This window comes from Microbulbifer sp. CAU 1566, assembly GCF_023156515.1.
GTDB lineage: Bacteria > Pseudomonadota > Gammaproteobacteria > Pseudomonadales > Cellvibrionaceae > Microbulbifer.
In genome coordinates this window covers 435,429-448,846 of sequence record NZ_JALNMG010000004.1, presented here as the reverse complement: position 1 = coordinate 448,846, position 13,418 = coordinate 435,429, and the positions used below count along the sequence as shown (strand labels likewise).

Here is a 13,418-nt window from a genome sequence, read left to right as displayed (position 1 = left end):
GAGAAGGTTATGCCCGCTACTGATGCGTTTGTTCAAGCCCAGGATGTTGAAGTCGAAGATCTCGGCGGCGGTATCAAGCGGCAAATCCTTGGCCACGATGACAGCCTGATGATTGTTCGTGTGTGGTTCGAGGAGGGCAGTATTGGCTATGTACACAAACACCCGCACACCCAGGTGAGCTATGTAGAAAGTGGTGAATTTGAAGTACAGGTCGACGGCCGCAAAAAACTCCTGAAAGCTGGAGACAGTTTCTACATAGCGCCACATCTGGAACACGGCGCCGTGTGTAAAAAGGCCGGAGTGCTACTCGATACCTTCAGCCCCTACCGGGAAGACTTTCTGCAAAAATAATCAGGACAATAATAATGAAAAACTTACGCTGGACCATTGTGTCCCTGGTGGCCCTGGCCACCATCATCAACTACATCGACCGCACCGCCCTGTCGGTGATGTGGCCGGGCATTGCCGACGACCTCGGCATGGACAGTCACGACTACGCCAACATCATGAGTGTATTCCTGATTGCCTACGCCATCGGTCAGGCAGTGTTTGGCCGCGTATTCGATGCCATCGGTACCCGTCTCGGCTTTATGCTTTCCATTGTGGTGTGGTCCATTTCCATCGCATTGCACGCCCTGGCAACATCCGTGACGTCCTTCAGTATTTTCCGCACCCTGCTGGGCTTCGGTGAAGCGGGTAACTGGCCCGGCGCCACCAAGGCCAATGCCGAGTGGTTCCCGGCGAAAGAGCGCGCTCTGGCCCAGGGAATTTTCGGCGCCGGTGCCTCTGCGGGCAGTATCATCGCCCCGCCCCTGGTGGCCTTCCTGTATGCTTTTTTGGGCTGGCAGGCAACCTTCGTTGTGGTCGCACTGCTCGGTTTTATCTGGCTGGTGCCCTGGCTGATCATCTACAAAAGCGGCCCCGACGCCCACCCGTGGATTACCCAGGAAGAGCGTGAACTGATTCTTTCCGGTCAGATTAGCGCTGAAAAACAAGAAGACGAGTATGTCCCCACCCTGCGCGAACTGCTGTCTCACCGCCAGAGCTGGAGCGTGATCTCTGCGCGCTTCTTTATCGAACCGATCTGGTGGCTGTTTGTGGCCTGGTTGCCGCTGTACCTGAACGACAAATTTGGATTCGACGTCAAGGCAATCGGTGCCTCTGCGTGGATTCCTTACTGCGGTGCCGCCGCCGGTGCACTGTTCGGTGGCTGGCTGTCCGGCAAGCTGATGAGCAACGGCTGGAGTGTGAACAAGTCCCGTAAATTCGCCGTACTGGTTGGCGGCTGCTGCATGTTGCCCGCGCTGCTGGCGACCACAGTGGCAGCCACACCGGCTGCAGCTCTGGCCCTGATCACCGTGATCCTGTTCGGCTTCCAGGCTGCCATCAACAATATCCAGACATTGCCCAGTGATTATTTCTCAGGTAAAAGCGTGGCCAGCCTCGCCGGCATCAGCGGTGCCGTTGGTGTAATCAGCGTGATTACTGCGATCCAGTTAGTACCCATCATCACCAACGATGGCACCTATTACCCGCCCTTCTTCATTCTCGGTGCTTCTCTGGTACCGCTGATGTTGATCTCGGTTCTGTTTGTCGGGGGACGTATCACACCAGTGCGTAGCAAACAGGAAAAAAAGCAGCTTGTTGAAGCAGCCAACTAAGTTCAATCAAAAAATCGATTCGTATCGGAATACAGAAATACAGTCAGGAGTCATTATGAAACTTCAAGGTAAAGTAGCCATCGTCAGCGGTGGGGCGCGGGATATCGGTAAAGCGGTTTCCCTGAAATTGGCGGCGGAAGGTGCCAAGGTAGTCGTGAACTACTTCAGCAATGCACAGACCGCAGAGGAAACCCTGGCCGAAATCAAAGCGGCCGGTGGCGAAGCCATCATCGCCAAGGGCGACATGACCAAACAAGCAGATGTTGCCAGTGTCGTTGCCGCCGCTCAGGAAGCCTACGGTAAGACCATCGATATCCTGGTGAACGTTGCTGGCGGTCTGGTAGAGCGCAAGACCATCGAGGAAATGGATGAAGACTTCTTTAATAAAGTCATCGCCCTCAACCTGAACAGCACCTTCCTGCTGACCAAAGCCGTTGTACCACACATGGACGGCGGCGCTATCGTAAACCTCGCCTCTCAGGCAGGCCGTGACGGTGGTGGTCCCGGTGCTTCGGCCTATGCGACCTCCAAGGGTGCCGTAATGACCTTTACCCGCGCCATGGCGAAAGAACTCGGTCCGAAAAACATTCGCGTTAATTCTCTGTGCCCGGGCATGATCAGCACCACTTTCCATGACACCTTCACCAAAGACGCCGTGCGCGAAAACGTTGCCAATGCAACGCCGCTGAAACGTGAGGGTAAGGCACCGGAAGTTGCCGATGCGGTTGCTTACCTGGCGTCCGACGAAGCGTCGTTCATCACCGGCACCAACATCGATATCAACGGTGGCCTGTTCTTCTCCTGATTTGGGAAATTGCAGCCAAAAAGCTTTTTGAGGTAAACAGGTGGAATCACCCATGCACAAGCGCATCGCTGTCATCGGCGAATGTATGCTGGAAATGAACCTGAACAGCGATTGTCGCAGCCATCACAGCGAGCCCCGCTTGAACGCGGGGCTCTCTTTCGGCGGTGACACCTTGAACACCGCGCTGTATATGTCACGGCTCGGCGCCAAGGTCGATTACGTGACTGCGCTGGGTGATGACCACTTGAGCGACTGGATGCTCCGGCAATGGCGGGCCGAGGGGATTGGCTGTGATCTGGTAAAGCGCGAAACAAATGCATCGCTCGGGCTTTACCTGATAGAAACCGACGGCCGCGGTGAACGCACTTTCCATTACTGGCGGGACCGGGCACCGGCAAGACGCCTGCTGGATAGTCCACAAGCCGCAAAGCAATTGTTCGAGCAATTGCAACAATTTGATGCCGTTTATCTATCCGGGATTTCCCTCGCCATTCTCTCACCCTACGGACGCGAGTGCCTGTTCGATTTCCTGGCGAAATTTCGCCAGGGAGGCGGTCAGGTTATTTTTGACGGCAACTATCGACCGCGCCTTTGGGGCAGCGAAACCCTGACTCGCAAAGCCTATGAGCAGATGTTACGACTGACCGATATCGCGCTGCCGACGTTTGAAGATGAACAGCTGTTGTTTTCCGACAAGGATACCAATGCAACGCTGACGCGCTTCCGGGAGTTGGGTGTTGCCGAGATAGTGCTGAAGCTGGGTGGCGATGGCTGCCTTGTGGTTCAGCAAAATCATGATCCGCAATTGGTACCGGCATTAAAAGTCGTTCCCCTGGATACCACGGCGGCGGGCGACTCATTTAATGCCGGCTACCTGGCAAGCCGGCTCGCCGGCAATAGCGCCGAAGATGCTGCACACATTGGGCACCGACTTGCGAGTACCGTTATCCAGCACCGCGGCGCCATCATCTCAAAAAGCGCCATGCCTGAGAGCCCGGAAGTGATCTGAATTCTGAGGGTATTTCGGCAATACCTAAGCGGCCTCTTGGCCGCTTTTTTATTGCCCGCGCGCCACCTACACGCCCATCGGGGCAGAGATGCCCGCAGAATCTATCAGCACGATTGGTTTGACCCTTTTATCAATTTAAGAATTGCCACACAAACAATAAAATTCTGATTTTTTTATTTTCTCAGCTAGAAAAGCCGGAAAAGCTATATATAACAATAATTTAACCTAAAAATCAGGCAACCTGCCTTACCAATACTGTTGACCAATGGTGTTGACAGGTTTTCACAGATTGGTTTAACTCACTTTGCTACGAGCTAATAAAAATAAAATCGTTCTTACAATGAGAGGAAACTGTTACATGGATAACAATAAGAAGTTTAAGAAGTTCGAAACGCATAGTGTGGTGAGAGACCTCAGTGTGTTGATGCTCTCAGCCTCCGCCATGGCATTCGCCCCAATGACCTTCGCACAGGCGGATACTGCCACTGCGCTGGAAGAGGTGTCGGTTACCGGTATTCGCCACAGTATGGAGGCCGCCGCCGATGCCAAGCGCGACGATTCTCGAGTCGTTGACGCGGTAGTGGCGGAAGATATCGGTAAACTGCCCGACAACAATATTGCTGAAGCACTGCAGCGGGTAGCCGGCGTTTCCATCAACCGTGACTTTGGTGTTGGTAACGAAGTTTCCATTCGCGGCCTGCCGCAGAACCGCGTGGAAGTGAACGGTCGCTCCACCCTTGGCGATGGCCGCAACGGCGTCAACTTCCAGGATTTCCCCGCGGACTTCCTTTCCAAAGTTGAAGTCATCAAATCGCCAACACCGGAAATGATCGAAGGCGCTCTCGGCGGCACCATCAGCCTGGTTACCGCTCGCCCACTGGACCTGAGTGCCCCTCTTGCCTCCATTTCCGTACAGGGCGAGTACGCCGACAAGGCCGACAACTGGGCGCCGATAATCAGTACAGCCGCCGGCGACAACTGGGACCTGGGTGAGGCCGGGACCTTTGGCGCCATGGCATCCATTTCTTACCAGGACCGCACTCTACGCCGCGACGAGTCGCTGGTGCAGCTGATGGTCGACAACGTCGACTTCAATAACGACGGTGTGATCGACAGTGCCGACGATGCCAAGAACACCCCCTCCGGCAAATATGTTTTTGCCCGCGAACACACCTACAACCCGCGCACCGAGCAGCGTGAGCGCACGGCGTTTAATATTGCGTTGCAGTGGGCACCGGCGTCCGAGCGGGGTCAGTTTTATCTCGACCTGAACGCGACCGAGCGCAGCGGCAGCCAGGAAACCTTTTCCCTGCTGCACGTGGGCGGCACACCGGTTGCCACCCCCGGGGTCACCTACGAGGATGCAAACGGCCAGCTGCAGAACTTTACCTACGATGCCATCCAACCGCTGCAAACCGCCGGCTCCAGCTTCCGCAATACCGATGCATTCAGCCACGCCTTTGGCGGTGAGTGGAGCTTTACCGACAAGCTGACCGTGAGTGGTGAATACTCCATTGCCGAGTCTGACAGCTACACGCCCTTCTCTGAATTCCGTTTTCGCGGCACCGATCGTTCTCTTGAAGGACAGGGACACCCGGATGAAAACAAGTGGCTGATTCCGGTAACCTTCGAGAACAGTAACAGCAGTGCACCTATGGTCGACTTTGCCGACGGCTATGTATTTACCGACCAGCAAAACCAGGCGTTCCGTCGCTACGAGGACACCCGCACCTACATCAACAATCAGGAAAATGCGTTCCGCTTTGACCTGGAATACGCCGAGCCTTTCGGCATGGAATGGGTTCCCGCGGTGAAAACCGGCGTGCGCACCACCAGCCGCGATTACGAGCAGAGCCGCTACCAGTTCCGTGTGACCAATATTTTCAAGGATCTGACCGATGCCGATGGCAATGCGGACATCATCTGGATGGAAGATATTGCGGCGCAGTTCCCCAACGCCATCAGCGAGTACGATTTCTCCGGCGATGGTTTCGAGCAGAGTGGTATGCGCGGCGCTTACGATCTGGCGAAAGTCACCGGTTACGATGTAGCCCTGTTGCAGAACCAACAGGCAACCTTCGATATCGTTCAGCAGCTGCTGGCCGGCACCAATATGCAGATTGACGGCAGCCTCAACGACAACCTGGAGTATCAGGAAAGCGGCTATTCGGAGGTCAACGAAGAAACGTCGGCGATGTATGTGCAGGCCAACCTGGATTTCGGCAAGGTCCGCGCCGTTGTGGGTGGCCGTTACGTCAGCACGGACATCACGTCCCGCGCTTATCAGGATGGCGAAGTAGTCACCGGCGGTTCCAGCTACAACGACTTCCTGCCGAGTCTGAACGTTACCTGGGATGTGACCGAAGACACCCTGATGCGCTTTGCGGCCGCCAAGGTCATGCGCCGCGCCGACTTCAACGAGCTGAGTCCGGCCTATGCCTATCGCGACGCCTATATTGCGGCCAGCCGTGGCAGCCCCGAACTGGAACCCTACCGTGCAACCCAGTACGACATTGCTGCGGAGCACTACTGGGGCAGCAACATGGTTTCCGCCACACTGTTCTTCAAGGACGTTGCCTCTTTCACGGAGCCAACCTTCGAGTGTGAAAACCAGCCGGAAGTCGTCAGAACCCTGACCAATACTTCAGACTTCGACAAGATCTGCCTGTGGCAGGCCGACGGCATCCAGTATGCCAATGCCAATACCCCTATCTCAGAAATGGGCATTCTCACCGACTTCATCACCAATGGTGAAGACGGCAAGGTTCAGGGGCTTGAGTTGGGTTATCAGCAGGCCTTCGACTTCCTGCCGGGCCGCTGGTCCGGACTGGGTATCAGCGCCAACTACACCTACGCCGACAGTGAAGACCCGAACGGTGTGCCGCTGCCGGACATTTCCGAAAATACCTTCAATACCCAGCTGTATTACGAGTATGAGGGCTTCGGTGTTCGCCTCGCCTACACCTTCCGCGATCGCTTCCTGGACGAAGCGCAAACCAAGCGTGTTCTTCCGCTGGGTGAGCTGATGCTGGGTGCCGGTTCCGACGACCCGACCCTGGGTAACGACTACCGCGAAGACCTGGCGCAACTGGACCTCTCCGCCAGCTACGATGTGACCGAAGACATTACCCTCATCGGTAACGTTACCAATCTGACCGGTGAGCCCACCATCAATACCGGTGCCAACGGTACCGCTTTCCAGATCATGGAAAACGACCGCCGCTTTGTACTGGGTGTGCGCGCTAAATTCTGATTAAGGGCGCCGTGGTCGGTGGTGTTCTGCCACCGGCCACAGGATTCAACGCAAACCTTTCCCCAAGCAGTACCAGAAGGTAATCCGATTCCGCGGCGGTCTCGTCGTGGGCGGTGCTCCCGAAAGAAACTGCAGCAGTTTGCATTCGCTGCAACCCATTCACACCCTACAAAAAAATAATGAGGGTTTCATGAACGTAAATTCTTTAGCGATGAAGATCAGTTGCGTGGCGTTACTGTCCGCCTGCATGAGCAGCGCCAGCGCATCCATTCAAAATTCCGGTTTCGAAAGCGATTGGGACAGCTGGAGCGATACCGATCCATCGGCTATTTCCGGCGTGGCCTACAGCGGCGCTAAATCCGCAAAGATTTCTGGCAGCGGCGGAAAAGTGGAACAGCAGGTTTCCGTCAGCGCCAACACCAATTACCGATTGACCGCCTTCGTGGACGGTGCCGGCACTGTCGGAGCCGTGGTCAATGGCACCACCTTTGACGCCAGCACCAGCGACGGCAACTGGGATCAGCTGCAGGTGGAGTTCAGTTCCGGCAGTGCCAGCAGCATTACGGTGTTCGGCGCCTACAACGGGAGCGAAGGCCGCTTTGACAATTTCGCCCTAGAAAACCTCGGGGCAGGCTCCGGCAGCTCCGGCGGCAGTAGTTCTTCCGGTTCCGGTGGCAGCAACTGCACATCCGGTAGCAACTTATCCATCGCGTCCGCCTCGGACGACGGCTCAAACGATGGCCACGGCCCCGGCAATGCCATTGATGGCAGCCTGGCTACCGAATCCCGCTGGTCTTCCCAGGGCATCAAGTGGATTACTCTCGACCTCGGCAGCGTACAGATGGTGGAAGCAGTGGATATCGCCTGGTACAAGGGCGACCAGCGCTCCAGCTTCTTTAGTGTCGAAACGTCCAGCGATAACAGCAACTGGAATCAGGTGTTAGCCGGTGGACAATCCAGTGGCAGCAGTAGCGACTTCGAAAGCTACGACCTTGGCGACTCCAGTGCGCGCTACGTGCGTATCACCGGCAGCGGCAATACCGCGAACAACTGGAACAGTATTCTGGAGGTGGATGTGATCGGCTGCGGTGACGGCGACAGTTCATCCAGCTCTGGCAGTTCATCCAGTTCCGGTGGTGGCTCCAGCAGTTCAAGCAGTTCCAGTTCTGGTGGTTCCGGCTCCGGCGGCAATCTGGATCCCAACCTGCCCCCGTCCAGTAACTTCGACCTGAGCGCCTGGTACCTGAGCGTCCCATCCGATAGCGATGGCAGCGGGACCGCCGACTCCATCAAGGAAAACGAATTGAACAGCGGATATGCAAACAGCAGCTATTTCTATACGACGGCCGACGGCGGCATGGTGTTCCGCTGCCCCGTTGACGGTTACAAAACCTCGACCAACACCTCCTACACCCGCACCGAACTGCGCGAAATGCTGCGTCGCGGTGATACCAGCATCAGCACCCAGGGAGTGAACGAAAACAACTGGGTATTCGGTTCCGCACCCGCTTCCGCCCGCGCGGCGGCCGGTGGTGTCGACGGCGTGTTGCGCGCAACCCTCGCGGTCAACCACGTCACCACCACCGGTGACAGCGGCCAGGTAGGCCGGGTGATCGTCGGCCAGATACATGCCAACAACGACGAACCGCTGCGCCTCTACTACCGCAAACTCCCGGGTAACAGCAAAGGCTCCATCTACATTGCCCATGAGCCCAACGGTGGCAGTGACAGCTGGTACGACCTGATTGGCAGCCGCAGCAGCAGCGCCTCCAACCCCGCCGACGGCATCGCGCTGAATGAGAAGTTCAGTTACGAGATCAAGGTGGTGGGCAACACGCTTACCGTGACCATCTCCCGCGACGGCAAGGCCGATGTGGTGCAGGTCGTGGACATGAGCAACAGCGGCTATGACGCAGCCGACCAGTACCAGTACTTCAAGGCCGGGGTCTACAACCAGAACAATACCGGCAGCGGCAGCGACTATGTGCAGGCCACCTTCTACGCCCTGGAGCAAAGCCACGACTGATCAATAACTCTCGCCAGCGCCTTCTCGCCTGCGCCTTAAAAGGGGCGACCTGACCCCAGTTTTTTATCGGTCGCCCAGCGCAACGCTTCCCGGAGCGGAGTTCGTTACCCGTCCTCGCCGCTCCGGGTTTTTTCCCGCGAAAAAATATTTTTGTGCAGATATTGCCCAAGAGCGGAAGCAGCGCTTTAATCCCACTATCTGTACAACCTCCCGGCCATTCCCAGTCGCTCTCGGTCACACCACCCCCACTCAATGACCCACACCACAACTCAGCCCTTTTCCATCCGACCGGCCGGCACAGCTGATCTCGACCAGCTGTGCCTGCTGGAAGAGTCCAGTTTCAGCGGCGACCGCCTCAGCCGACGCCGCTTTCGCCACTGGCTGAAAACCGACAACCGGGTATTCCTGGTGGCCGAGCAGGACAGTGCGCTACTGGGCTACGTCCTGGTATTGCTGCGCCGCGGCACCCGCCTGGCCCGCCTCTATTCCCTGGCCGTCGGCCCCGCCGGGCGCGGCAAAGGCATTGGCAAGGCGCTGTTAACCGCCGCCGAAGACGCCAGCAGCCGCAGCGGCCGCCTGTATATGCGCCTCGAAGTGGCCGAGCAGAACACCGCGGCCATCGCCCTGTACCAGCAACTGGGCTACCGCACCTTTGGCAGCTACAGCAACTACTACGAAGACGCCGGCAACGCCCTGCGCATGCAGAAGCGTATCCGTTACCGCCCGGAAAACCTGCACACCGCCGAAGTTCCCTGGTATGGCCAGCGCACCGAATTCACCTGTGGCCCCGCCGCCGCCATGATGGCGATGGCCGGGCTGGACTCCACCTATGTGCCCAGCGGCAGCGACGAACTGGCCCTGTGGCGCGAAGCCACCACCATCTTCATGACGTCCGGCACCGGCGGCTGCCACCCCATCGGCCTGGCACTGGCGATGCAGAAACGCGGCTTTGACTGCGAGGTATACCTCAACCAGACCACCCCGCTGTTTCTGGACAGCGTGCGCAGCGCGGACAAGAAAGCGGTGATCGAACAGGTGGATGCAGACTACCGCCAGCAGGCGGAATCTTCAGGTCTGCCGGTAATTGCCGAGGACTTTACCCAGGAGCAGTGCCAGCAGTGGCTGGAACAAGGTGCACTGGTGTTGCTGCTGATCAGCACCTATCGCCTGGACGGCAAAAAGGTGCCGCACTGGGTGACCCTGACGGGAATGGATGACGAGTGTTTTTATGTACACGATCCGGATGTGGACGATGAGGACAATCCGCTGGACAGTCAGTACCTGCCGATTGCGCGGGAGGATTTCGCACTGATGTCATTGTTCGGTCGGGAGCGACTCAGGACTGCGGTGGTCGTTAGAAAACAAAGCTGACGAAGCACTGAAATCGATGCGAAGGCCAGGTGACGGGTGAACCTTTTCGAAAGCGTCGGAAACAGGGACGTTTCCGACGCAGCTTACAGGGATGTACTTGTAGCGGTTTCGAAAAGGTTCACCCGGCGCCTGGCCGCCACCGGGCTTGCTTTAACGAGGCCGGAAGCTACTTCGTCGAATACAAATCCCCAAAAAAGTCCCCGCGATTCCAGCGCGGCTTTTTATCCTCATCCGTTACTTCCCGCGCAATCACATAGTTCACTTCGGCAAACTGCTGCGCGGCCACGTAATTCACCTGTGTGTCGGCCTCATCACCGGGTCGGTGGTAGCGCGACTGCAGGAACGCCACCTGCGCCTGAGTGCCATCGATACTTGAGTCGATCGCCTCGCGCCCGGTGATCAGATAAATGGACGGAACCCCCTGGCGCACAAAACTGTAGTGATCGCTGCGCACAAAAATCACCTGCTCCGGCATAGGGTCTGGGCTCAGTTTCAGGCCGGTGCGCTCCGCCGCGCGCTTCGCGGTTTTGCCCAGGCTCGAGTGCTCGGCGCCGAAGGCAATCACATCCCGGAAGGGATACAACAGCATCGGCATATCCAGGTTGATATTCGCCACCATGGATTTGGGCGGCACCGGCGGGTGCTGGGCGAAATAGTCAGAGCCCAGCAGCCCCTCCTCTTCCGCCGTTACCGCCACAAACAGAATCGAGCGACGCGGCGCGCGGCCGGATTCCACAAACAGTCGCGCTACCTCCAGCATCACCGCAATACCGGCGGCATTGTCCTGGGCACCGTTGTTTACCCGATCGCCGTCACCAGCGGTATCCAGACCGATATGATCCAGGTGCGCGGAGAAGACCACATACTCGTCCTTCAGTTTCGGGTCACCGCCGGGCAGCAGGCCTACCACATTCGGGCTGATGATCTTTTTATGCTCGGCCGCACTGGTCAGAGTGGCACTGTAGGGCAACACAAACCCCTTCGGCACCACGCCGTTTTTCATCTCGGTAAATATGGTATCCAGGCTGCGGGGTGCGCCCATAAACAGCTGCTTGGCCGCCGGCATATCCAGCACCACCCCCGAGTGCATTCCGGGGGTGGCATTGCCCGGTACATCATCCGCACGCAGCCAGTCAAAGCTGGGGTCGTTCAGGTGTTCCGCCGAGCGCGCGAAGGGACGCCGGGCCTCTCGCGCCGGGGTATTCAGGGTGATATAACCCACGGCGCCGTGGCGGGCGGCGGTGTCGCGCTTGGTGCGCCCCGATGCGTAGTGAGCACCCACTTCGTTAGGCAGGCGCGGCGGGCGGCCATCCAGCAGCACCACGATCTTGCCCTGCACATCCAGCCCGGCGTAGTCATTGAGACCGAATTCCGGCGCCTCGATACCGTAGCCCACAAACACCAGTGCCGCGGAGGTGGCCGTGTTTTGCGCGATGGTGGCTGGTGACGCGAGGAAGTCCGAACCCAGCTCGAACGTAATATCGCCGTCGCGGCCGTGAAGCATCAGGCTGGCACGATGGTCGCCTTCACTACCCTGTTGCCAGCGCGCCTCGCGGAAAGGAACCGGCTGGAAATAGTCGTCACCGGTGATGGATTTCAGCCCCAGGGCGGCAAAGCGCGCAGCCACATAATCCGCCGCCTGCTGATAACCGGCGCTGCCGGTCTGGCGGCCCTGCAGGGCGTCCGCTGCCAGGTAGTCCACATCCGCACGGATTCGCTCGCTGTCGGCGGAGGGAATAGGGAAGAAAGGAATATTAATGCTGCAGGCGCTGAGCAGGGCGCCGGCCAGAACCAGACTGCCGGTCAGGCTTTTTATTCTCATGCAGAACTCGTCGAATACAGATTGCGGGTGCAGCGCGGCTGCAGGTGTTTTTACCGCAGCTTATCACGAGCCAGCGCGGGAACACCGGCGATTGGGGGACATCAGGGCTGTGCGGGGGCTCTCATATGGACACCGATAAATTCACTTTCAAGCACTCTCACCAGGGCTCTCACCAAGATTCTCACAGGGAAACCCGCACAAAGCTGCTGCCCACCGCCCGTTCAGCCAGCTCGTGGGCGCGGTCCGCACAGAAATCCCCGTGGCCGCCCAGCAGGTGGTAGAACGGCAGGTTGAGCAGGCGCCGGAAGTCCGCCGCCAGCCAGCGCTGGCTGTTCTCGTCAGTGGGTGTGGCGCGGCTGCGCCAGGCGGGCGCCACCTGCATTCCCTGATGCACCCCGCTTAATCGCAGCAGCCACTTACCCGCCCAGCTACAGCCGGTCCAGCCGTCCCAGTACTGCAGCGCATCACAGGTGAGCAGCAGGCCGCCGGCCTGGGGAATCAACAGCGCCGCTTCCGGCACCCGGCTATTGGAAAATTCGAACACCCGGCCACCGGTGACCGGGCAGGTGCCGCCATCACACAGAAACTGGTCCGCCGGTGGCAGCGGATAGCGATTCGATTGCTCCTGGCGCCAGAAGAACACATTGAAACGATCCCGGTAGTAGAGATCGTCGCAACCGTGGTAGTAACCCAGACGCACCGCCTGGCGCACCCGGCCCAACTCGCACAGGCGCTCCTCTTCCAGTTTGCGCAGACGCACCGGGTTTACCAGCAACAGGTCGTCGCCGTTGCGCACTATGCCCATATTGCGATTGACCACCACGCCCGGGGCGACGCGGGCGGTGCCGCGTACCACAAAGAAGTCGGGCAGCAACTGCCGGATGCGCCCGTGGGGCAGCGGAGCTGGGTAGGCAATATGCATGGTCGGCGGGGAGCTCCTTTTGCGGCACTCCCTGCCGTCACCGTGTTTTGTAACTGGAATTTTTGTGTCTGCTGCGCCGGTATGGCGCGGGTCAGCTGTACTGCAAGCGATTGCTGATGCCGTAGAGAATCTGCATGGCCTGGGGCGCGTCGTGCTCACTGACCAGGAGATGCTCGTGGCAGCGCGCGGACACCACGTTGGCCTGAATGCCCGCCTCCGCCAGTTCACGCACTATGGTTCCGGTCAGGCCCGGCACCTGCAGGCAGGATGAAAAATGCAGGGTGATCTGGCGGTAGCCTCCCTCCTGCAGCAGGGATTCGCACTCGGCCACCTGCTTCGACAGGAGCGCACAGATCCCCTCCCGCTCGCGAAAAATACACAGGCATTGCGGCAGCAGGCGCTGTAGCTGCTGCTCGTCCAGCAGACACATCACCAGCGGTTCCCGGTTGAGAATCGGGGTCAAACGCTGCAGTAGCTGATCTATTTTTACCTGGGCATTCATCGGCGGTATCTCCCTTTGGTGGCTAGCGTTTTGCGGGTTCGCTCTGC

At 58.3% G+C, this 13,418-nt stretch carries 10 protein-coding genes; 7 read left to right on the top strand and 3 right to left on the bottom strand.

The annotated features are described in order from the left end of the window. Window positions 1-9 precede the first annotated feature (9 nt). From M0G74_RS12760 to M0G74_RS12730, 7 genes are all read left to right on the top strand, one after another. Window positions 10-351 (top strand): cupin domain-containing protein, encoded by a 342-nt coding sequence (locus M0G74_RS12760; RefSeq protein WP_248217587.1) that lies wholly within the window; start codon window positions 10-12, stop codon window positions 349-351. A 14-nt stretch (window positions 352-365) separates the two neighbouring features. Continuing rightward, window positions 366-1,661, top strand: a complete 1,296-nt coding sequence (locus tag M0G74_RS12755) for an MFS transporter (protein ID WP_248217586.1) — start codon at window positions 366-368, stop codon at window positions 1,659-1,661. 55 nt (window positions 1,662-1,716) lie between these two features. Continuing rightward, window positions 1,717-2,466 (top strand): glucose 1-dehydrogenase, encoded by a 750-nt coding sequence (locus M0G74_RS12750; RefSeq protein WP_248217585.1) that lies wholly within the window; start codon window positions 1,717-1,719, stop codon window positions 2,464-2,466. A gap of 52 nt (window positions 2,467-2,518) precedes the next feature. Further along, complete coding sequence (locus tag M0G74_RS12745; protein ID WP_248217583.1) at window positions 2,519-3,475, top strand: sugar kinase; 957 nt, start codon at window positions 2,519-2,521, stop codon at window positions 3,473-3,475. Window positions 3,476-3,833: 358 nt separating this feature from the next. Further along, complete coding sequence (locus M0G74_RS12740) at window positions 3,834-6,728, top strand: TonB-dependent receptor (RefSeq protein WP_248217582.1); 2,895 nt, start codon at window positions 3,834-3,836, stop codon at window positions 6,726-6,728. Between the two features lie 190 nt (window positions 6,729-6,918). Then, a complete protein-coding gene (locus tag M0G74_RS12735) occupies window positions 6,919-8,754 on the top strand; it encodes a polysaccharide lyase family 7 protein (protein ID WP_248217580.1) in 1,836 nt (611 codons plus the stop codon). 252 nt (window positions 8,755-9,006) lie between these two features. Continuing rightward, the gene (locus M0G74_RS12730) at window positions 9,007-10,125 is read left to right on the top strand and encodes a GNAT family N-acetyltransferase/peptidase C39 family protein (protein ID WP_248217578.1); all 1,119 of its coding nucleotides are present in this window, start codon (window positions 9,007-9,009) and stop codon (window positions 10,123-10,125) included. Window positions 10,126-10,291: 166 nt separating this feature from the next. Here the strand turns inward: M0G74_RS12730 and M0G74_RS12725 are convergent, their stop codons facing one another. The 3 genes from M0G74_RS12725 to M0G74_RS12715 all read right to left on the bottom strand — a co-directional run bounded on the left by M0G74_RS12725 (window position 10,292) and on the right by M0G74_RS12715 (window position 13,371). Beyond that, window positions 10,292-11,947, bottom strand: coding sequence for a M28 family metallopeptidase (locus tag M0G74_RS12725; protein ID WP_248217575.1), 1,656 nt, complete (start codon window positions 11,945-11,947; stop codon window positions 10,292-10,294). A 181-nt stretch (window positions 11,948-12,128) separates the two neighbouring features. Next, window positions 12,129-12,869 carry a hypothetical protein gene (locus M0G74_RS12720; protein WP_248217574.1) on the bottom strand — a complete coding sequence of 247 codons (741 nt, stop codon included), beginning with the start codon at window positions 12,867-12,869 and terminating at the stop codon, window positions 12,129-12,131. Window positions 12,870-12,960: 91 nt separating this feature from the next. Then, on the bottom strand, window positions 12,961-13,371 hold the full coding sequence (locus M0G74_RS12715; RefSeq protein WP_160151803.1) for an ACT domain-containing protein: 411 nt from the start codon (window positions 13,369-13,371) through the stop codon (window positions 12,961-12,963). Window positions 13,372-13,418: the final 47 nt, after the last annotated feature.